Annotated in this window: 18 protein-coding genes; 10 read left to right on the top strand and 8 right to left on the bottom strand. The window is 70.1% G+C overall.

Annotated elements, in window-relative coordinates:
- Window positions 1-10: 10 nt before the first annotated feature.
- Window positions 11-724 carry a Bax inhibitor-1/YccA family protein gene (locus AC3WOH_RS02030; protein ID WP_492227736.1) on the top strand — a complete coding sequence of 238 codons (714 nt, stop codon included), beginning with the start codon at window positions 11-13 and terminating at the stop codon, window positions 722-724.
- Window positions 725-823: 99 nt separating this feature from the next.
- On the opposite strand, the gene AC3WOH_RS02025 is transcribed toward AC3WOH_RS02030, so the two are convergent.
- The gene (locus tag AC3WOH_RS02025; protein WP_492227735.1) at window positions 824-1,345 is read right to left on the bottom strand and encodes an EF-hand domain-containing protein; all 522 of its coding nucleotides are present in this window, start codon (window positions 1,343-1,345) and stop codon (window positions 824-826) included.
- 189 nt (window positions 1,346-1,534) lie between these two features.
- Here AC3WOH_RS02025 and AC3WOH_RS02020 point away from each other — a divergent pair, with 189 nt between their 5' ends.
- Both AC3WOH_RS02020 and AC3WOH_RS02015 read left to right on the top strand, forming a co-directional pair.
- On the top strand, window positions 1,535-2,641 hold the full coding sequence (locus AC3WOH_RS02020) for an ATP-binding protein (RefSeq protein ID WP_492227734.1): 1,107 nt from the start codon (window positions 1,535-1,537) through the stop codon (window positions 2,639-2,641).
- Window positions 2,642-2,643: 2 nt separating this feature from the next.
- On the top strand, window positions 2,644-5,229 hold the full coding sequence (locus AC3WOH_RS02015; RefSeq protein ID WP_492227733.1) for a DUF5682 family protein: 2,586 nt from the start codon (window positions 2,644-2,646) through the stop codon (window positions 5,227-5,229).
- Between the two features lie 8 nt (window positions 5,230-5,237).
- Here the strand turns inward: AC3WOH_RS02015 and mnmA are convergent, their stop codons facing one another.
- Together mnmA and AC3WOH_RS02005 are read right to left on the bottom strand one after the other, a co-directional pair.
- Entirely contained in the window at window positions 5,238-6,359 is a 1,122-nt protein-coding gene (gene mnmA, locus AC3WOH_RS02010) for a tRNA 2-thiouridine(34) synthase MnmA (RefSeq protein WP_492227732.1), read from the bottom strand.
- Window positions 6,360-6,376: 17 nt separating this feature from the next.
- Window positions 6,377-7,297 carry a LysR family transcriptional regulator gene (locus AC3WOH_RS02005; RefSeq protein ID WP_492227731.1) on the bottom strand — a complete coding sequence of 307 codons (921 nt, stop codon included), beginning with the start codon at window positions 7,295-7,297 and terminating at the stop codon, window positions 6,377-6,379.
- A 195-nt stretch (window positions 7,298-7,492) separates the two neighbouring features.
- On the opposite strand from AC3WOH_RS02005, the gene AC3WOH_RS02000 reads away from it, so the two are divergent.
- Genes AC3WOH_RS02000 through AC3WOH_RS01990 form a run of 3 tightly spaced genes read left to right on the top strand, consistent with a single transcriptional unit; the run spans window position 7,493 to window position 10,739 of the window.
- A complete protein-coding gene (locus tag AC3WOH_RS02000; RefSeq protein ID WP_492227730.1) occupies window positions 7,493-8,587 on the top strand; it encodes a 4-oxalomesaconate tautomerase in 1,095 nt (364 codons plus the stop codon).
- 47 nt (window positions 8,588-8,634) lie between these two features.
- A complete protein-coding gene (locus AC3WOH_RS01995; RefSeq protein ID WP_492227729.1) occupies window positions 8,635-9,621 on the top strand; it encodes a Bug family tripartite tricarboxylate transporter substrate binding protein in 987 nt (328 codons plus the stop codon).
- A gap of 38 nt (window positions 9,622-9,659) precedes the next feature.
- Window positions 9,660-10,739, top strand: coding sequence for a porin (locus tag AC3WOH_RS01990; protein ID WP_492227728.1), 1,080 nt, complete (start codon window positions 9,660-9,662; stop codon window positions 10,737-10,739).
- A 5-nt stretch (window positions 10,740-10,744) separates the two neighbouring features.
- Here the strand turns inward: AC3WOH_RS01990 and AC3WOH_RS01985 are convergent, their stop codons facing one another.
- Genes AC3WOH_RS01985 through AC3WOH_RS01965 form a run of 5 tightly spaced genes read right to left on the bottom strand, consistent with a single transcriptional unit; the run spans window position 10,745 to window position 15,635 of the window.
- Window positions 10,745-11,578: an SDR family NAD(P)-dependent oxidoreductase gene (locus AC3WOH_RS01985; protein WP_492227727.1), complete on the bottom strand. Its 834-nt coding sequence runs from the start codon at window positions 11,576-11,578 to the stop codon at window positions 10,745-10,747.
- Window positions 11,575-12,306, bottom strand: a complete 732-nt coding sequence (locus AC3WOH_RS01980) for an SDR family NAD(P)-dependent oxidoreductase (protein ID WP_492227726.1) — start codon at window positions 12,304-12,306, stop codon at window positions 11,575-11,577. Before AC3WOH_RS01980 ends, AC3WOH_RS01985 begins: the two co-directional genes overlap by 4 nt.
- Entirely contained in the window at window positions 12,303-13,091 is a 789-nt protein-coding gene (locus AC3WOH_RS01975) for a citryl-CoA lyase (RefSeq protein ID WP_492227725.1), read from the bottom strand. The genes AC3WOH_RS01980 and AC3WOH_RS01975 overlap by 4 nt, the downstream gene beginning before the upstream one ends.
- A gap of 13 nt (window positions 13,092-13,104) precedes the next feature.
- Window positions 13,105-14,598, bottom strand: a complete 1,494-nt coding sequence (locus AC3WOH_RS01970; protein ID WP_492227724.1) for a class I adenylate-forming enzyme family protein — start codon at window positions 14,596-14,598, stop codon at window positions 13,105-13,107.
- 35 nt (window positions 14,599-14,633) lie between these two features.
- Window positions 14,634-15,635 carry a tripartite tricarboxylate transporter substrate binding protein gene (locus tag AC3WOH_RS01965; RefSeq protein WP_492227723.1) on the bottom strand — a complete coding sequence of 334 codons (1,002 nt, stop codon included), beginning with the start codon at window positions 15,633-15,635 and terminating at the stop codon, window positions 14,634-14,636.
- 103 nt (window positions 15,636-15,738) lie between these two features.
- On the opposite strand from AC3WOH_RS01965, the gene AC3WOH_RS01960 reads away from it, so the two are divergent.
- From AC3WOH_RS01960 to tcuB, 4 genes are all read left to right on the top strand, one after another.
- A complete protein-coding gene (locus tag AC3WOH_RS01960) occupies window positions 15,739-16,566 on the top strand; it encodes an IclR family transcriptional regulator (protein ID WP_492227722.1) in 828 nt (275 codons plus the stop codon).
- 72 nt (window positions 16,567-16,638) lie between these two features.
- Window positions 16,639-17,622 (top strand): LysR family transcriptional regulator, encoded by a 984-nt coding sequence (locus AC3WOH_RS01955; protein WP_492227721.1) that lies wholly within the window; start codon window positions 16,639-16,641, stop codon window positions 17,620-17,622.
- Between the two features lie 152 nt (window positions 17,623-17,774).
- Complete coding sequence (tcuA, locus tag AC3WOH_RS01950; RefSeq protein ID WP_492227720.1) at window positions 17,775-19,199, top strand: FAD-dependent tricarballylate dehydrogenase TcuA; 1,425 nt, start codon at window positions 17,775-17,777, stop codon at window positions 19,197-19,199.
- Window positions 19,186-20,373, top strand: a complete 1,188-nt coding sequence (tcuB, locus tag AC3WOH_RS01945) for a tricarballylate utilization 4Fe-4S protein TcuB (protein ID WP_492227719.1) — start codon at window positions 19,186-19,188, stop codon at window positions 20,371-20,373. The genes tcuA and tcuB overlap by 14 nt, the downstream gene beginning before the upstream one ends.
- Window positions 20,374-20,395: the final 22 nt, after the last annotated feature.

Here is a 20,395-nt window from a genome sequence, read left to right as displayed (position 1 = left end):
GAGCATCCTTGTGAATACCAATGTCCTGACCCCTGAAGACCCGTCCGGCTCCCCCATGGAGCGGCGCGAGTTCATCGTCTCTACCTACAAGCACCTGGGCGCGGCCATCCTGGCCTTCGTCGTGCTGTCGGCCGTGCTGATGATGAGCGGCTTTTCCAACACCACGGCCAAGATGCTGATGGCCAGCGGCAACAAGTTCATCTGGCTGGGCGTGATGGGCGCCTTCATGCTCGTGGGCTGGCTGGCCTCGCACCTGGCCGACAACGCCGAGAAGCCCCAGACCCAGCTCATGGGCCTGGGGATCTACGTGCTGGCCGAAGGCCTGATCTTCGCCCCCATGTTCGGCATCGCGCAGATCGTGGCGCCCGGCGCCATCGGCGCGGCGGGCTTCATCACGCTGCTGATGGTGGCGGCGCTGACCTGGACGGCCTTCACCAGCAAGTCGGACTTCTCGTTCCTGGGTGGCATCCTCAAGGTGGGCGGCCTGGTGGCCCTGGGCACCATCGTGGCCGGTGCCATCTTCGGCTTCAAGCTCGGCATCTGGTTCTCGGGCATCATGGTGCTGTTCGCCGGTGCCTGCGTGCTGTACGACACCTCGCGCATCATCCACGACTACCCGACCGACCGCCCCGCCGGTGCTGCGCTGCACCTGTTCGCGTCGATCGCGCTGATGCTCTGGTACGTGCTGCGCATCCTGATCAGCCTGGCTTCCAGCGACGATTGATCGCGTACAGGGTGTGCCCCATCCCAGGGTGGGGCGCTCAAAAAAACACCGGGGCATGCCCCGGTGTTTTTGTTTGCGCGTGCAGACCTTGCCGCGGCCTCAGTCCCCATCGCCGCGCGCCGGGGCCGGGCGCGGCGGGTCGTTGCGTGCAACGATGCCGTCGTTGTTGGTGTCCAAGCCCTTGAAGGTACGGTCCGCGATGGCGGCATCCTCCGCGGGTGTGAAGCGGCCGTCGCGTGCGCGGTTGACGATGGAAAAACGCACGTGGGCCTGCTTGAGGCTGTTCTCGTAGGCCTGGTCGGGCTGCCGGCCTTCATCGAAATACTGGCGCTTGAGCCGGCCTTCGAACTCGGCCACATACTCGGCTTCGGTCAGCACGCCGTCGCCATTGGTGTCGGCCGCCTTGAAGCGCTGCAGGCGCACGGCATCGAACTCGGCACGCGTGACCTGGCCGTCGCGGTTGCTGTCGTAGCTGCCCAGGAAGGCCTCGATGCCGTGGCCGCCTGCAGGCCGGGCCGGCTGGCCCTGGACCGCAGGGGCACTGGCAGGGTTGCTGGCGCAAGCCGACAGCAGCGCGGCGGCGGCCAGTGCCGCGAAGAGGGAAGAGGAATGGATCGCCATGGTGCTTGCTGGCCTTTCAAAGGGGGTTGATGGCTGGACCCCCTTGTGCATGCAAGGAAACATCTGGCTGATGTGCAAATTGTAAACAGGCCGTTGCAGCGCCGATACCGAAGGCATGCCAAGCTGGTCCAAAATAGCTGCGACCGGCTTTTCACCCTGCGCCAGCGGACCGCCCCTACCAACGCCACCATGAGCACCATTCCCCCTTCTGCCAACCAATCCGTGCGCCTGGCCCCCGAGCAGCGCTGGGCCGACGAACTGGCCCGCCTGGCCGCGGCAGACAGCCACGCCCGGCCGCCGGGCTGGAAGCTTTCGCCGCGTGCGGTGCGCCAGTTCATCCTGGGCGATGCGAAGCTGCAGGTCACGCAGAAGTTCTTTGGCGACGACCCGTTGGTGGACCGCGCCATCGTCACGCTCATGGGCCACCAGGGCCTGATGCTGGTGGGCGAGCCGGGCACGGCCAAGTCGCTGCTGTCGGAGCTGCTGGCGGCCGCGATCAGCGGCGACTCGGGCCTCACCGTGCAAGGCACGGCCGGCACCACCGAGGACCACATCAAGTACAGCTGGAACTACGCCCTGCTGCTGGCCGAAGGGCCGAGCCAGCGCGCGCTGGTGCCCTCGCCGCTGTACCAGGCCATGCGCGCGGGCAAGCTCGTGCGCTTCGAGGAAATCACCCGCTGCCCGCCCGAGATCCAGGACGTGCTGATCTCGCTCATGAGCGACAAGCAGCTCATGGTGCCCGAACTCGGTGACGACGCGCGCCTGTTCGCGCAGCGCGGCTTCAACATCATCGCCACAGCCAACCTGCGCGACCGCGGCGTGCACGAGATGTCTTCGGCCTTGAAGCGCCGCTTCAACTTCGAGACCGTGCGCCCCATCCGCGACCACCAGTTCGAAGTGGACCTGGTGATGGCCCAGCTCGCGCGCGAACTCGCGGGCAGCGAGGCCCCGGTGAACGTGCCGCGCGACGTGGTGTCGCTGCTGGTCACCACCTTCCAGGAGCTGCGCGCCGGCCAGACGCAGGAGGGCACGGCCATCAAGGGGCTCGATGCCGTGATGTCCACCGCCGAGGCGGTCAACGTGGCCTATGCCGCGGCACTGCAGGCGCGCCACTTCAACGGCGGCGAGCTGACCCCGCGCGAGATCGCGGGCCAGCTGCAGGGCGTGGTGCTCAAGGACAGTGCCGACGACGCCAAGCGCGTGCGCCACTACTTCGACACCGTGGTGCGCGAGCGCGCACGGCGCGACGTGCAGTGGAAGAGTTTTCACGACGCCGCCCGCGCGCTGTGGCAGTAGCCGTGGGCAGTACTGCACCGTCCCCTGCGGGCCTGCCGCCGGAGATCGCAGCCCTGCTGCCGCAGCTGATGGATGGCGGCGGGGACGGCCTCTACTTCGTGCCCGTGCGCCACCACAGCCCGGCCTGCGCCTGGGCCCTGCGCCACCTGCTGCGCGAGGTGCGCCCGGCCGCCGTGCTGATCGAGGGGCCGGACGACCTGGACAGCCTGCTGCCCTTGCTGAGCGACCCGAAGACCCGCGCCCCCGTGGCCTGGCTGTGCCAGGCCACGCGCGAGGCCAAGGCCGAAGCACCCGAGCCCGGCGAAGAGGACGGTGCCGTGCCGGAGCCCGCAGGCCCGCGCACGGTGACCAGCAGCTCCTTCTACCCGCTGTGCGACTACAGCCCCGAATGGATCGCCGCGCGCGAAGGCGCAGCCCTGGGTGCCCAGGTGGCATTGATCGACCTGCCCTGGCGCCACAAGGCCTGGGAGCGCCGCTACGGCAGCGAGGACGACGGTGGCGAAGCAGCCCCCGACGCCGCCCGCAGCCAGATGGAGGAGCGCCATTTCGCCCACAGCCGCTACCTGAATGCCATGGCGCGCCAACTGGGCTGCGTGGACCACCACGACCTGTGGGACCGGCTGTTCGAGCTGCGCACACCCGAGGCCCTGGCCGACTGGCGCAGCCTGTTCGCCGACGTGTTCAGCTGGTGCGCCATGGCCCGGCAGGACTACGAGCCCGAGGTGCTGGAGGCCGAACTCAGCCTGCCGCGCGAGCGCCACATGGCCACCCACATCCGCCGCTGGCGCAATGCAGTGCAAGGCCCCCTCGTCGTGGTGACCGGGGGCTTCCACACCCCCGAGCTGCTGCGCAGCTGGAAGGGCGCCAAGCCCCTGGCCCCCAAGGCCCCCGCGAAGAAGCCCCCCCAGGCCACGGAGCCCGAGGCCTGGCTGATCCGCTACAGCTTCGAGCAGCTCGACGCGCTCAACGGCTACAGCGCCGGCATGCCCTCACCGGGCTACTACCAGCAGGCCTGGGATGCGCTGGAGGCGGGCGCCGCGCAGGCCACGGCCCCAGGGGTTCACCCCCTCACCGCCGTGGCGCTGGACACCCTGGCCCGCTTTGCCCAGCAGACCCGGGCGCAGGACCAGACCGACGCCGTCTCCACCGCGCTGGTGCAGGCCGCCGCGCTGCAGGCCGTACGCCTGGCCGAACTGCGCGGCAATGCCGGGCCGGGCCGCCAGGACCTGCTGGACGCGATCCGCTCCTGCTTCGTCAAGGGCGCCATGGACGAAGGCACGCGCGGCTTCACGGCCGACCTGCGCGCCTTTCTCGGTGGCACGCGCATCGGCGACGTGCCGCCCTCGGCCGGCTCGCCGCCGCTGATCGAGGACGCGCGCCGCCTGGCCCGCGCGGCCGGCGTGCGCCTGGACGACAGCAGCGCGCGCACGGTGCGGCTGGACCTGTACCGCAAGCCCTCGCACCGCGTGCGCAGCCGCTTCCTGCATGCCATGGCCTACCTCGACGCCGGCCTGGCGCAGTGGGTGGCCGGGCCCGACTTCATGGCCGGCAGCCGCCTGAACATGCTGTTCGAGGAGTGGCGCGCGGCCTGGTCGCCCCTGGTGGAGGCACGGCTGATTGCGCTGGCCAGCGATGGCGCGAGCGTGGAAGCGGTGTGCCTGGCACGGCTGCTGCGCGAAGAGGCTGCCCTGTCCGACCAGGGGCGCGGGCGCAGCGCCAGCGCGGCTGTGGCCCTGCTGCAGCGCGCCTGCCTGGTAGGGCTGCATGCACGGCTGCCGCAGCTCCTGGCCCTGCTGTCGGAGCACCTGGGCGAGGATGCCTCGCTGTCCTCCGTGGTTGAATGCGGTCACCGACTGGTCACGCTGTGGCGCGCGCGCGAGCCGCTCGGGGTGCAGCAGAACCCTCAGCTGCGCGACCTGCTGCTGCGCGTCTGGCCTGCGGCGCTGTACCTGCTGCCCCCACTGGCCCAGACCGCACCGGACGCACAAGAGCCGGCCGTGCGGTTGCTGCTTTCGCTGCGCGAGCTCGGGCGCCTGCTGGCCAGCCTGGACGACCGGGACGCGCCCCGCATCGACGCCAAGCTGCTGGTGGAACACCTGGAGCGCTTTGCCACCGGCGCTGGCTGCGCGCCCGGCGTGGCCGGTGCCGCCACCGCGCTGCTCTACCTCGACGGCCACTGGGACGATGCGGCACTCGATGCCGTGGTGCGCCAGCGCTTTGGCCCCGGCGCCCTGCCGCAGGAGGCCGTGCAGTTCCTGAACGGCATGATGACCGCCGCGCCCGAGCTGCTGCTGCGCCTGCCGGCCCTGTTGCAAGGGCTGGATGCGCTGGTGCGCCAATGGGACGACGAGGCCTTCGTGGCCCACCTGCCGGACCTGCGCCAGGCTTTCACGGGCCTGCGGCCCCAGGAAACGGCCGACCTGGCGACCAAGGTGGCGCGGCTGCATGGCACGGACGAGGCCACCGCAGCCTCGCTGGCGGGCATGCACTACGAGACCACCGAGGAAGACCTGCACGCCGGCCTGCGCCTGCAGGCCCTGCTGGAGGCCAGCCTGCAGCGCGACGGGCTGCAGCACTGGATCCGTTGACCAGTTATCTACTCGGTCGCGCTGGCGATGACCCCACCGCCCAGGCACACGTCGCCGTCGTACAGCACGGCCGACTGGCCGGGCGTCACGGCCCACTGCGCGTCGGGGAACCGCAGCGAAAGGCCTGCGCCATCGGCCGCCACCACGGTGCAGGGCGCATCGGGCTGGCGGTAGCGTGTCTTGGAACCGTAGACACCCGGTGCGGGCGCGTGGCCGGCCGTCCAGCTCACGTCCTGCGCGGTCAGCGCATGGGACAGCAGCCAGGGGTGGTCATGCCCCTGCACCACACGCAAGGTGTTCTTGGCCAGGTCCTTGCGCGCCACGAACCAGGGCTCGTGCTCGCCGCCGCCGCGCTGGGCGCCCTTTTCCTTGATGCCGCCGATGCCCAGGCCCTGGCGCTGGCCCAGGGTGTAGAAGGACAGGCCCACATGCTTGCCCAGGGTGCGGCCCCGGTCGTCCTGGATAGGCCCGGGCGCATGGCTGATGTAGCGGTTCAAAAACTCGCGGAACGGCCGCTCGCCGATGAAGCAGATACCGGTGGAATCCTTCTTCTTGGCATTGGGCAGGCCGATTTCCTCGGCAATGCGGCGCACTTCGGTCTTGTGCAGCTCGCCCACCGGGAACAGGGTCTTGGCCAGCTGCGCCTGGTTCAGGCGGTGCAGGAAGTAGCTCTGGTCCTTTGCGGGATCGAGGCCCTTGAGCAGCTCGAACAGGCCCGAATCGGGGTTCTGGCGCACGCGTGCGTAATGGCCCGTGGCAATCTTCTCGGCGCCCAGGCGCATGGCGTGGTCGAGGAAGGCCTTGAACTTGATCTCGGCATTGCACAGCACGTCGGGGTTGGGCGTGCGGCCGGCCTGGTACTCGCGCAGGAACTCGGCGAACACGCGGTCCTTGTAGTCGGCCGCGAAGTTCACGTGCTCGATCTCGATGCCGATCACGTCGGCCACGGCGGCCGCGTCCACGAAGTCGATGTTGGACGAGCAGTACTCGCTGTCGTCATCGTCTTCCCAGTTCTTCATGAAGATGCCGACCACCTCATGGCCCTGCTGCTTGAGCAGGTGGGCGGTGACGGCCGAGTCCACGCCGCCGGAAAGGCCGACGACGACGCGGTGCTTGGTGGGTGCTGTCATGGCTCCAATTGTATTTTTTATGGAATGCGCACGCTGCGCGGGCGCGCAGTACGCGTAGCCACCAGCAGGTCATAGAGCTGCTGGGCGGCTGGAGAGAGGGAGCGCCCGCGACGCTTGATCAGCCCCATCTGGCGCGTGACCACGGGCTCCACCAGGGGAATGCTGACCAGCGTGGGGTGGTCCTTGCCCGGCATGGCCAGGCGCGGCACGGCGGCCACCCCCAGGCCCGCCTCGACCAGGCCGAGCAGGGTGGTCACGTGCTTGGCCTCGTACAGGCACTGGGGCCGGTCGGGCACATTGGCCAGCGCCAGGTCCATGAGCAGGCGATTGCCCGAGGTCTTGCCCACCGACATGAAGTCGTGCTGGCCCAGCTCTGCCCAGGTGACCTGCTTGCGCCGTGCCAGCACATGGTCGCGCCGGCAGGCGGCGACAAAGCGCTCGGCCAGCACGGGCTTGAATTCGATCTCGGCCTCCTGGCTGCCGATGAAGTTGAGCCCGAAGTCCGCGTCGCCCTGGGCCACGGCCACCAGCACCTCGTTGGCACTGGCGTCGTGCACCTTGACGCGGATTTTCGGAAAACGCTCGTGGTAGCGCTTGACCACCTGCGGCAAAAAGTAATACACGGCCGAGGGCACGCAGGCGATCGTCACCTCGCCCATGCGCCGCGCTGCCACGTCGCCCAGGCCCATGAGCATGCCATCGAGGTCGTCGAGCCACAGCCGCGTCTTGCGCGCGAAGTCGCGGCCCACGGCGGTGAGCGTCACGCGGCGCGTGGTGCGGTCGAGCAGGCGCACGCCCAGGGCCTCTTCGAGCTTGTCGATGCGGCGGCTGAAGGCTGGCTGCGACAGGTGGATGGATTCGGCCGCGGCGCGAAAGCTCTGCAGCTCGGCCACGGCGGCAAAGGCCTGGATGTCGGCCAGATCGAATTTGGTATGCATGGTTGAAAACCCGTTTTGAATGCCCCCGGGGGTGCATGCGTGCATTGCGTGCGGTGCATCAATGCTTCGCAACATTGCAATTCACAGGCGCCATTTCATCACGTACAAGCACCTGCGCTCTATTGCGCGGCATGCATCAATCGTTGCCAACAATGCAATTCACAAACAATCGACGGCGCCGCACCATGCGGTCCCATGAGCTACCACCTACCTTGCGTCCTGATGCGCGGCGGCACCTCCCGGGGTCCGTTCTTCCTGGCCGACTGGCTGCCCACCGATCCCGCAGAGCGTGACCGCACGCTGATCGCGGCCCTGGGCTCGCCGCACGAACTGCAGATCGACGGCCTGGGCGGCGGCAATTCGCTGACCAGCAAGGTGGCCATCGTCTCGCGCTCGGCCCATGCCGGCTGCGATGTGGACTACCTCTTCGCCCAGGTCAGCGTGGACGAGGCGCGCGTGGACACCCGGCCCAACTGCGGCAACATGCTCGCCGGCGTGGGGCCCTTCGCGATCGAGCAGGGCCTGGTGCCCGCCAGCCGCACGGGCGACGTGACGCAAGTGCGCGTCTACAACGTCAACACCCGCTCGCGCATCGACGTGCAGGTGCAGACCCGCGGTGGCCGCGTGCACTACGAGGGCGATGTGCGCATCGACGGTGTGCAGGGCACGGCCGCGCCGGTGCTGATGAATTTTCTCGATGCCTGGGGCGCCGTCACGGGGCAGATCTTCCCCACCGGGCAGCGCATCGACACCATCCACGGCCTGCCGGTGACCTGCATCGACGCCGCCCAGGTGATGGTGCTGGTGCGCGCGGCCGACCTGGGCCTGCGCGGCGACGAGAGCCCTGCCGAGCTCGATGCCGACACGGCCTTGCTGAACCGGCTGGAGGCCCTGCGCTGCGAAGCGGGGCTGCGCATGGGCATGGGCGATGTCTCGGGCAGCGTGCTGCCCAAGCCGGTGATCGTCTCGCCCGGCACAGCACCCGACAGCATCGTCTCGCGCTACTTCACCCCGCGGCGCTGCCACCGCTCGCATGCCGTGACCGGCGCCATCGGCGTGGCCGCCGCCCTGGTGCTGCCCGGCACCGTGGTCAGCGATGTGCGCAGCGAGGCCGGCACCGGCACGCGCCGCGTGGAGGTGCTGCACCCGGCCGGCCGCATCCACGTGGACGTAGAGCTTGCTGCGGTGGACGGCCACCCCACGCTGGTGCAGGCCGCCCTGGTGCGCACGGCCCGGAAGATCCTCGAAGGCACCCTGTTCGTCGCCGAGACCGCTGCAGCGCACCCCTGATTCCCTTCGCATCCCCCATCCACAACGACATGACCGGAGACAAGACCATGACCCATGCTTTCCCATCGCGCCGCCGCACGCTGGCCGCCGCACTGGCGCTCGCCACGCTGGCCGGCGCACCGCTGGCGGCGCACGCCGGCTTTCCCGAGCGCTCCATCACCCTGGTCGTGCCCACGGCCGCCGGGGGCGGCAACGATGGCATGGCGCGCGTGGTGGCGCAGAAGATGTCGCAGCTGCTGGGCCAGTCGGTGATCGTGGAGAACAAGGCCGGCGCCAACGGTGCCATTGCCGCCGAATTCGTGGCACGCGCCGCACCCGACGGCCACACCATCCTGTTCGGCTACATCGGCACGCACGGCATGAGCCCCGCGCTGCAAAAGCTGCGCTACGACCCCATCACCCAGTTCGAGCCCATCGGCATGGTCTGCTACTCGCCCACGCTGATGGTCATCAACCCCAAGGTGCCGGCCAAGACCGTGGCCGAATTCGTGGCGCTCACCAAGGCCCACCCCACGTCCTACAACTATGCCTCGGCCGGCAACGGCACGGCGCCGCATTTCTCGGCCGAGATGTTCAAGCTGGAAAGCGGCGCGCAGATGGCGCACGTTCCCTACCGCGGCTCGGCCCCGGCGATGAACGACACCATGGCCAACCAGACGCAGGTGATGTTTCCCAGCCTGTTTTCCGCCTCGTCGCATGTGAAGAACGGCAAGCTGCGCGCGCTGGCGCTGGCCGGGCCCAAGCGCTCCTCGCTGATGCCCGAGGTGCCCACGCTCGAAGAAGCCGGCATCAAAGGCGTGGAGATCACCCAGTGGTACGCCCTGTTCGCCCCGGGCAAGACGCCCAAGGCCGTGGTGGACCAACTCAACAAGGCGCTCAACACCGCCCTGGCCGACAAGGATGTGGCGCGCCGCATCGAGGAGCAGGGCGCCGTGGTGGACAGCAGCACACCCGAGGCCCTGGCCCAGACCGTGCGCCAGGAACTGGCCAAGTGGCGCGGCGTGGTGCAGAAGGCGCAGCTGACCGCTGATTGAACCGTCCAACAAGAACGAATATCCACCGAGGAGACCGCATGAAGAACACGACCGGCGCCCTGTGCGCCTTGTCCGCCCTGCTGGCCTGCGCGCCCGCTTTCGCCCAGACCACTGCCACCCAACTCACGCTCTACGGCGTGGTCGACCTGGGCCTGCGCCACGCCAGCGGGCTCACGGCCGCCAATGCGCCCGCGCCCGGCTCGCACCACAGCCTGGGCAGCGGCATCCACACCACCAGCCGCTGGGGCGTGCGCGGCAGCGAAGACCTCGGCGGCGGCGCCCGCGCACTGTTCAACCTGGAGAGCGGCCTCAATGCCGATACGGGTGCGCCCGCCAACAGTGCGAAGTACTTCGACCGCGCCTCCTGGGTCGGGCTGCAGAACGCCTGGGGCAGCATCGGATTGGGCCGGCAGACCACGCTGCTGGCCGACGCCATCTCGCCCGTGGACCCCTTGGGCATGCGCTTTGCCAGCTTCAACCCCAACATCGGCGTCACCGCGCTGAGCCAGCACGGCCTGGGCATCGAATACGGCAGCGCGGGCGCCAACACCGGCTCCTACCGGCTGGACAATGCCGTCAAGCTCAGCGGCCGCTGGGGCGGCCTCACCGCGCGGGCCATGCTGGGGGTGGGCGAGGTGGCATCCCAATCCTCCGCGTTGTCCTCGCACGGCCTGGGCCTGGCGTATGCGGACGGCGGCCTCACCGTGTCCGGCGCCTGGCAGACCTTCAAGGACACCAACCTGCGTCCGCTGGACGCCGCCACGTTGGGCGCGGCCTGGCAATGGGGCAGCGTGCGCCTGGCCGCCAACGCCGGGCGCAGCAAGGCGCAGACGGGCGCGGCCACGCACACCGAGCAGCGCGTGCTGTCGGCCGGCGCCACCTGGGCGGCACTGCCGCTGCTGGACCTGACCGCCACCTACTACAAAATCGACCGCACACGCACCGCCGCAGCCGACGATGGCTACGGGCGCATGGTGGCCTTTGCCGAGTACAAGCTCTCGCGCCGCACGCGGGTCTATGCCGAGCTGGACCACACGCGCTGGCGCAACGGCTACCAGGGCGCCGCAAACAAGCGTGTTGCCACCGGCGTGTCCGCCGGCGTCATGCACAGCTTCTGACGCCGCTACACGAACTTGCCCGTGATGCCGCCGTCCACCACCAGCTCGGTGCCGGTCACATAGGCCGATGCGTCGCTGGCCAGGAAGGCACAGGCGTGGGCCACGTCCCAGGCCGTGCCCATGCGGCCCATGGGCACCTGGCGGGCGCGGGCGGCGCGGGCTTCATCGAGGCTGGTGTCCGAGAACATCTTGGCCACCGTGGTCGCGATGCGCGGCGTGTCGATCAGCCCCGGCACCACCGTGTTGGCGCGCACGCCCTGGCCCGCGTACTGCTGCGCCACCATGCGCGTGAAGTGCGTGACCGCGGCCTTGGTCACCCCGTAGGCCAGGTGCGGGTAGCCCAGGTAGCGCATGCCCGCAATCGATGAGATGGTGATGATGGAGCCCCGCCCGCGCTCCACCATGCCCGGCAGCACCTCCTGGCAGGCCAGCAGCAGGCTGTTCACGTTCACACCGTGGATGCGCTCCAGGTCCTCGGCGCTGGTCTCCAGCGGGCCGCCGGTCTTGCCGATGCCCACGTTGTGGTGCAGCACGTCGATGGCGCCGCCAAAGCGCTCGCGCGCCTCGGCGAACAGGCGCTTCACATCGGCCGCCTCGGCCACGTCGCCCACCAGGGTGGCGGCGGTGCCGCCCTCGGCCTCGATCAGCGCGGTGGTCTCCGCGGCCGACGCCGCATCGCGGTCGGCCACGCAGACGCGGGCGCCCAGGCGCGCATAGGTCACGCAGGCAGCGCGGCCGATGCTCCAGCCCGGGCCGGCCGACCCGCCGCCGGCCACGAAGACCACACGGCCCGACAGGTCCATCGGCAGGGCGGATGGAATGCTGTTCTGCGCGCTCATGGTGCCAGCCCCACGGTCATGCCGCCGCACACATAGACCACCTGGCCGGTGGTGAAGCCCGCACGCGCATCGAGCAGCGAAGCCACCAGGTGCGCCACCTCCTCGGGCTGGCCCATGCGGCGCAGCGGAATGGTGTCCAGAATGCGCTGCGTGGCCGGCGCGCCGGGCGGGTTCACGCGCTCGAACAGTTCGGTGGCAATCGGCCCGGGGCCAATGGCATTGGCGGTGATGCCGTCGGCACCCAACTCCAGCGCCAGCGTGCGTGTGAAGCCGTGCAGCGCCGCCTTGCTGGCCGCGTAGGCAATGCGCTCGCCCTTGCCCAGCGCCGCGCGGCTGGAGATGTTGACGATGCGCCCGAAGCGCGCCGCGCGCATGGCCGGCAGCAGCGCCTGCACGCAGACCATGGAGGCGGCCAGGTTCACGTCCATCACAGCCTGCAGGTCGGCGCGGGTGGCCGTGTCGATGCCGGCGGGCCGCACGATGCCTGCGTTGTTCACCAGGCGGGTGATGGGCCGTGCCGCCACGGTGCGCGCCAGCGCGTCGCGCAGGGCGGCCTCGTCGGCCAGGTCCACCTGCACGAAGGTCTCCTTCTGCGCAAGGGCCTCGGGCGCGGCGATGTCGAAATTGACCACGTCCAGGCCATCGGCCATCAGCCGCTGGGCCACGGCGCGGCCGATGCCGCGGCTGGCGCCCGTGACGAGCACCGTGCCCTCATGGTTACCGCTCATGCCTGGCCGTCCCTTCCGCCGACGAAGGGAATCGCGTGCTCGATGGTGTCCCAGATGAAGCGGCCCGAGGGGATCTTCTGCTCTTCTACGATGTGCGCCACCAGGCCGGCCGCACGCGAGATCACGGCAAAGCCGCGCATCACCGCCGTGGGCACGCCGATCTCGCCCAGCAGCGCGGCCACCGCGCCCGTGGCGTTGATGGTGATGGGTCGGCCGGCCACCTCGTCCACGGCCTGCGACAGGGTCTCCAGCGCACGGATCTTGTCGCCCTGCAGTTCGGGCTCGGCGCGGCCCATCTCAAGCAGCTTGTAGGCACGCGGATCCACCGGCTTGTGCAGGTGGTGGCCGAAGCCCGGCACAGGGGATTTGAGGCCCTTGTAGTGGCGCGCAATGGCCAGCGCCTCGGCCTTCGGGTCGGCCGCGGCCGCGATGCGGTCGAGCAGGCCGGCGCAGTTCTCCATGGTGCCCACGAAGGAGCTGCCCACGGCCAGCAGACCGGCCGATACAGCGCCCTGCAGGTTCTCGGGCGCGCTCATGTAGATCAGCCGCGTGGCGATGGCGCTGGGCGTGAGGCCGTGCTCCATGAGCACGATGAGCACGACGTCGGTGATGCGCAGGTCCACGCCGCGCGGCGCGCGGCCCAGGATCTGCATGAGCATCACCTCGGTGAAGGTCCTTTTCCCCATCAGGTCCTCCACCAGGTTCGCATCGCGGTAATGCAGGCTGGTCAGGGTGTGGGTGCACAGGCGGGTGACGGGGGTCTTGGAAGCGGTGGGGGTGGTCATGGGAGTGGTTCCTTCAGGCGGTGGCCGTGGCGGCCAGTGCCGCGTCGCGCACGGCGGACTTGAGCACCTTGCCCACGGGCGAACGGGGCAGGCTCTCGTGGAAATGGATGTGCTTGGGCGTCTGCACCGGGCCCAGGCGTTCGCGCACGAAGGCGATCAGCTCGGCTTCCGTCGCCTGTTCGCCGGGACGCAGCTGCACGGCGGCCTGCACGGTCTCGCCCCACTTGTCGTCGGGCAGGCCGAACACTGCGCACTCGTGCACCGCGGGGTGCTGGCCCAACGCGTTCTCCACGTCCACGGGGTAGACGTTGAAGCCGCCGGTGATCACCATGTCCTTGAGCCGGTCCTTGAGGTAGAGGTAACCGCGTTCGTCGATCAGCCCGCGGTCGCCCGTGTGCAGCCAGCCGTCGACCAGGGTCTCGGCGGTCTTCTCGGGCAGGCGCCAGTAGCCGGTCATCAGCAGGTCGCCGCGCGCCACCACCTCGCCCACCTCGCCCGTGGGCAGCAGGCGGCCGTCGGGCGCCATGATGGCAACGTCGCTGAACCAGGTAGTGCGGCCCACGGCGGCCCAGTTGGCCGGGTCTTCGAAGTCCGCGGGCTGCATCACCGTGAGGATCTGCGGCGCCTCGGTCTGGCCGTAGGTCGTGCCCAGCACCGGGCCGAAGAAGTCGCGCACCTGGCGGATCTTCTCGGGCGGCATGGGCGCGCCGCCGTAGATGAGCCGGCGCAGGCGCGGAAAGTCCGCACGCGATACACCGGGCAATGCCATCAGCATGTAGACCAGCGTGGGCGGCATGAAGCACACCGTGCCGCCGCGCTCGCGAAAGGCCGTGCGCACCGCCTCGGCGCCCGCGCCGGCCAGCACCACATGGCAGCCGCCCTGCGCCAGGATGGGCAGCAGGTAGGTGGAAGTGCCGTGCGTGATGGGCGCCGCGACGATGTAGCGCTCGTGCTCGTCGAAGCCCCAGGCATGGATCTGGTTGGTGATGTTGGCCATCCACGCGCGGTAAGGCTGCATCACGCCCTTGGGCGCACCCGTGGTGCCGCCCGTGAACTTGATGGCCTGGGTCGCATCGTCCGGCAGGGCTATCACGGGGCGCGGCGCGCCGGCATGCGCGGCGGCCAGGTCGGCCAATCCTGCAGTCGTCAGCAGGGCCCCGGGAGCCCCATCGAGCAGGTCAGCGCAGGCCGCGTCCAGCACCAGGATGGACGGCTCGGTCGCATCGATGATGCGGCGGATCTCGGGCCGGGTGCTCTTGGGGTTGAGCGGCACCCAGACCTTGCCGCAGGCCAGCACGGCCAGCAGCGCTGCGATGTGGTCGGCGCTGTTGCCCGCGCAGATGCCCACGCGGCTTTGCGGTGCCGGGTCGATGGCGGTGAAGCCGGCCGCCAGCGCCGCCACGCGCGCAGCCAGCGCGTCGTAGCGGATGGCGCCCTCGGGCGCGTCGATGGCGATGCGGTCGGGCCAGCGCTGGGCGGCGCGCCAGAAGAAGTCGATGGGGAACATGGGGAGAAGGGTCGTGGTGGGGGGGAATGGATCGCTTACTCGGCCGTGGCGCCGGACGCTTTGACCACCTCGCGCCAGCGCTTGATCTCGGCGGCGGCAAACGTGCGCATCTTGTCGGGCGTGCCCGAGTCGGGCGTCGCAGCCAGTTCCTGCAGGCGGCTGCGCACCTCAGGCTGGGCCAGCACCTTGTTGAGCGCGGCGTTGAGCTGCTCGACCACGGGGCGCGGCGTGCCCACAGGCGCAGCCAGGCCGAACCAGGACTGCACGTCGAAGCCCGCGTAGCCCGACTCGGCCAGCGTGGGCACATCGGGCAGCAGGGGAGAGCGCTGGGCGCTGGTGATGGCAATGGCGCGCAGCTTGCCGGCCTGCACATGCGGCAGGGCCGAGGGCGTGTTGTCGAACATCGAATCCACCTGGCCGCCGAGCAGGTCGGTCACGGCCGGCGCGCTGCCGCGGTAGGGCACGTGCAGCATCTTGAGCTGGCTTTGCATCTTGAACATCTCGCCCGAGAGGTGGATGGACGAGCCGCTGCCCGAGGACGCGAAGGTGATGCCGTCCTTAGACTCCTTGGCGTAGCGCACGTAGTCGGCCAGGTTCTTCACCGGCAGCTTGGGGTTGACCACCAGGATGTTCGGGATCTTGGCGATCATGCCGATGGGCTCGAAGTCCTTGACCGGGTCGTAGCCCAGCTTGCCGTACAGCGAGGCATTGATGGTGTTGGCGATGGTGTAGACGTAGAGCGTGTAGCCGTCGGCCGGCGCGCGCGCCACGGCCTCGGCGCCCACGTTGCTGTTGGCGCCCGCACGGTTGTCCACCACCACGGGCTGGCCGAGCTGGTCGCCGAGCTTGACCGCCACCAGGCGCGCGATCACGTCGGTGGCGCCACCGGCTGCATAGCCCACGACGAGCTTCACGGGCTTGGTGGGCCAGGCCAAGCCGTTGGCGGTCTGGGCCTGCAGGGGCAGGGCGGCGGTGCAGGCGATGGCGGCGGCCAGGGCCAGCAGGCGCCGGCGTGGCGCAGTGGTGTGCGAGGTCATGTCTTGTCTCCTGGGTGTGTCGGGAAAATCCGTCTTGGTGCCCCCGGTGCGTGGCTCTGCGGCACACTGCGCACTGGTTGCATCGACGGACAAATTCTTTCCCATGCCCTCCCGACCTGCGAATCGAAACGTCCGCCTGCCGGACGTTCCAACACCCACCCCTGTGGCCGAAACGCCGCTGGACGACCCCGGCAGCCGCACGCTGCGCCGCGGGCTGCAGGTGCTCGACGCCGTGCTCGCCAGCGGCCGCGACGGCCTGCGCGTGATCGAGCTGTGCCGTGCCGCAGGCCTGGAGCGGGCCACCGTCTACCGCCTGTTGGCCACCTTGCTCGAAGGCGGCCACGTGGCCCGGCGCGGGCGCTTCCACTACGTGGCCGGGCCGCGCCTGGCGGCCGTGGCCGCGCCCGCCGCCCTGCCCAACATGGCCATGCGCCTGGCGCCCGTGCTGGAACGCGTAAGCCGCGCCTGCGGCGATGCGGCCTTCGCCATCGTGCGCGAGGGGCCGGCCTCGCACTGCATTGCGCGCCACGTGGGCACGCACCCGGTGCAGATCCTCGTGATCCAGGTCGGCACGCGCCAGCCCCTGGGCGTGGGTGCGGCCGGGCTGGCGCTGCTCGCGGCCTTGCCCGACGACGAGGTGGACACCTGCATCGCCGCCAATGCGCAGGCCCTGCCGCGCTATGGCGGCATGACGCCCGAGCGCCTGGCCATCCTGGTGCGCGCCACGCGCGAGCGCGGCTGGTCGGTGGTGGGCAACCATGCCACCCAGGGCGTGCTGGCCGCGGGCATGGCCGTGCGCAATGCCGAGGGCGCGCCGGTCGCCGCGATCAGCGTCGCATCGACCCTGGACCGCATGCCGCGCGAGCGCCAGCAGCTCGTCGCGCGCTGGATGCGCGAGGCCCTGGCCACGCTGCTGCCGAACGGGGTGTGACGGCACCGCCCGCGGTGTGCGACCATCGCCCCCATCACACACCATGATGGCTGCACGCCAGGCAGAACCCCGATGGAACTGAGACAACTGCGCTATTTCGTGCGCGTGGTGGAGCGCGGCTCCATGAGCCGCGCCGCGCTGGACCTGGACGTAGTGCAGTCCGCCCTGAGCCAGCAGATCACCCGGCTCGAAGGGGAGCTGGCGACGCGGCTGCTGCACCGCACGCCGCGCGGCGTGGCGCCCACCGAGGCCGGGCTGGCCTTCTTCCGCGAGGCGCAGCTGACCCTGCGCCATGCCGAACAGGCCGTGCGCGCGGCCCAGCAGGCGCGCCTGTCGGGCACGGTCACCGTGGGCCTGGCGCCCACCACCTCGGGCGTGCTGGGCCTGCCGCTGATGCAGGCCATGCGCAGCCGCTACCCCGACGTGCGGCTGCACATGGTCGAGGGCATGTCCGGCCACCTCACGGACATGCTGCACGCGCGCCAGCTCGACCTGGCCGTGCTGTTCGACACCCGGCTGCACCAGGCGCAGCCAGCGGGCACCGGGCGGCGCTGGCAGGTGCAGCCGCTGCTGGAGGAAGACCTGTTCCTGATCTGCGCGCGCGGCGGCCCGGGGGCGCGCCGCCTGCCCGAAACCATCACAGTGGCCGAGCTCGGCGACGAGCCGCTGATCCTGCCCACCGGCCCGCACGGCCTGCGCAGCACGCTGGACACGGCCTTCGCGCGCGACCGCGTGGCCCCGCACATCGTGCTGGAGGTCGACTCCCTGGCCATGGTCATGGCCGCGGTGGATGCCGGCCTGGGCTCCACCCTGCAACCCTGGGCGGCCATGGGTCGCTACCCCGATGCGGCCCGGCGCTTCCAGTGCGCGCGCCTGACCGATGCGCCCGCGCGCCGCGTGAACCTGCTGTGCAGCCTGTCGGAGGACGAACTCTCGCCCGCCGCCCTGGCCGCGCGCGTGGTGGTGGCCGACTGCGTGCGTGGCCTGGTGGAGGCCGGCCAGTGGTTCGGCACCACCCTGATCGAAAAAGGCACACCCAGCCATCTGGCTTCGTGATACCTGCATGACCGGAGCCTGCTGCACGGCGGGCCGGGGGATTTCTACAGTGGTGCTCACCCCAAACCACAGGGCGGCCACACCGCCCAGGAGACCCCACGATGCCGCGCGCGCACCCCGCCCGCGCTCCCCGCCTGCGGGAGCGCTGAGCCATGCCCAACTCCTCTATCCCCGACGTGCTGGTGATCGGCGGCGGCAATGCCGCCCTGTGCGCCGCACTCATGGCGCGCGAGGCCGGCGCCAGCGTGCTGTTGCTGGAGGCGGCCCCGCGCGCCTGGCGCGGCGGCAACTCGGCCCACACGCGCAACCTGCGCTGCATGCACGATGCACCGCAGGACGTGCTGGTCGACGCCTACCCCGAAGAAGAGTTCTGGCAGGACCTGCTCAAGGTGACCGGCGGTCAGACGAATGAGCACCTGGCGCGCCTGGTGATCCGCGCCTCGGGCACCTGCCGCGACTGGATGCGCCGCCATGGCGTGCACTTCCAGCCCTCGCTGGCGGGCGCGCTGCACACGGCGCGCACCAATGCCTTCTTCATGGGCGGCGGCAAAGCGCTGGTCAACGCCTACTACCGCAGCGCCGAAAAGCTGGGCGTGCAGGTGCGCTACGAAGCCCCCGTGGAGCGCATCGAGACCGAAGGCGGGCGCTTTGTCGCAGCGCACTGCAAGGGCCAGCGCATCCGCGCACGCGCCTGCGTGCTGGCGGCCGGCGGCTTCGAGTCCAACCGCGAATGGCTGCGCGAGGCCTGGGGCCAGAACGCGCGCGGCGAGTGGCCGTCGGACAACTTCCTGATCCGCGGCACGGCCTACAACCGCGGCGTGCTGCTGCGCCACCTGCTCGATGAACACGGCGCCGACCGCATCGGCGACCCCACGCAGGCGCACATGGTGGCCATCGACGCGCGTGCGCCGCTGTACGACGGCGGCATCTGCACGCGCATCGACTGCGTATCGCTCGGCGTGGTGGTCAACCAGCAGGCCGAACGCTTCTACGACGAAGGCGAGGATTTCTGGCCCAAGCGCTATGCCATCTGGGGCCGCCTGGTGGCCCAGCAGCCCGGGCAGATCGCCTATTCGATCATCGACAGCCAGGCCGTGGGCCGTTTCATGCCACCGGTGTTCACTGGTGTGCAGGCGGACAGCCTGCCCGCGCTGGCGCAGCAACTGGGGCTCGACGTGGGCCGCTTCATGCACACGCTGGAGAACTACAACGCCGCCTGCCGTGTCGGCCGCTTCGACCACACCGCGCTGGACGACTGCCACACCGAGGGCATCTCGCCTGCCAAGACGCACTGGGCACGGCCCATCGCCACGCCGCCGTTCTACGGCTACGCCCTCAGGCCCGGCGTGACCTTCACCTATCTGGGCCTGCGCACCGACGAGAGCGCTGCCGTGCACTTCGGCGGCCAGGCCAGCCCCAACCTCTTCGTGGCCGGCGAGATGATGGCCGGCAATGTGCTGGGCAAGGGCTACACGGCCGGGGTCGGCATGTCCATCGGCACGGCCTTCGGGCGCATCGCGGGCACGAACGCTGCGCGCGCAGCACAACGCGAGGAGGTGGCCCATGCAGTCGCTTGATGCCCTGGTACAGGATGCACGCGCCCTGGCCGATGGCGCCCTCGCCATCTCCCTGTCAGCCCCCGAGACCGAAGTCGCGCGCCAGATGCAGATCTGCAATGCCTGCCGCTACTGCGAAGGCTTTTGCGCCGTGTTCCCGGCGATGACGCGGCGCCTCGAATTCGGCAAGGCCGACATCCATTTCCTGGCCAACCTGTGCCACAACTGCGGTGCCTGCCTGCACGCCTGCCAGTACGCGCCACCGCACGCATTCGGGGTCAACGTGCCGCAGGCCATGGCCCAGGTGCGCGGCCAGACCTATGCCGACTATGCCTGGCCACCCGCGCTGGGCGCGCTGTACCAGCGCAACGGGCTCACGCTGTCGCTGGCGCTGGCCGCCGGGCTGGCACTGTTCCTGGTGCTGGCCGTGGTGCTCAACGGCAAGGGACTGGGTGCCCTGTGGGGCCGGCCGGCGGGCAGCTTCTACGGCATCTTTCCGCACAACCTGCTGGTGGGCCTGTTCGCACCGGTGTTCCTGTTCGCCACGCTGGCCCTGGCCCTGGGGGTGCGCCGCTTCTGGCGCGACATCTCGCCCGCGACCAGCGGGGCACCGCTCAGCGGCCCGGCGGCGGCCGAGGCCACGGATGCCGTGCTGCGCCTGAGATACCTGGACGGTGGCCATGGCGAGGGCTGCCACGACGCGGACGATGCCTACACCCTGTGGCGCAGGCGCTTCCACCACCTCACCTTCTACGGCTTTGCGCTGTGCTTTGCCGCCACCAGCGTGGCCACGCTGTACCACTACCTGTTGGGCCAACCCGCACCCTACGACCTGCCCAGCCTGCCCAAGCTGCTGGGCCTGGTGGGCGGTGTCAGCCTCGCGCTGGGCACGGCCGGGCTCTGGAGGCTGAACCTCAGGCGCCACCCGGCGCAAGGCGATGCCACTCAAAAGCCCATGGACAGGGGCTTCATCGCGCTCCTGTTCCTCACCGCCACCAGCGGCCTTGCGCTGTGGGCGGCACGCGGCACGCCGGCGCTGGCCCTGATGCTGTGCCTGCACCTGGGCGCGGTGATGGCGCTCTTTGCCACCATGCCCTACGGCAAGTTCGCACACGGCATCTTCCGCACCGCGGCGCTGCTGCGCCATGCGGTGGAAGAGCGCCAGCCCAGCCCCATCGGTTTGGGCGATGACTGAGATTCCCCGCCAATCCATTCCA

The organism is Acidovorax sp. FW305-C-20-28 (genome assembly GCF_058783375.1).
This window is presented reverse-complemented; position numbering and strand designations above follow the sequence as displayed.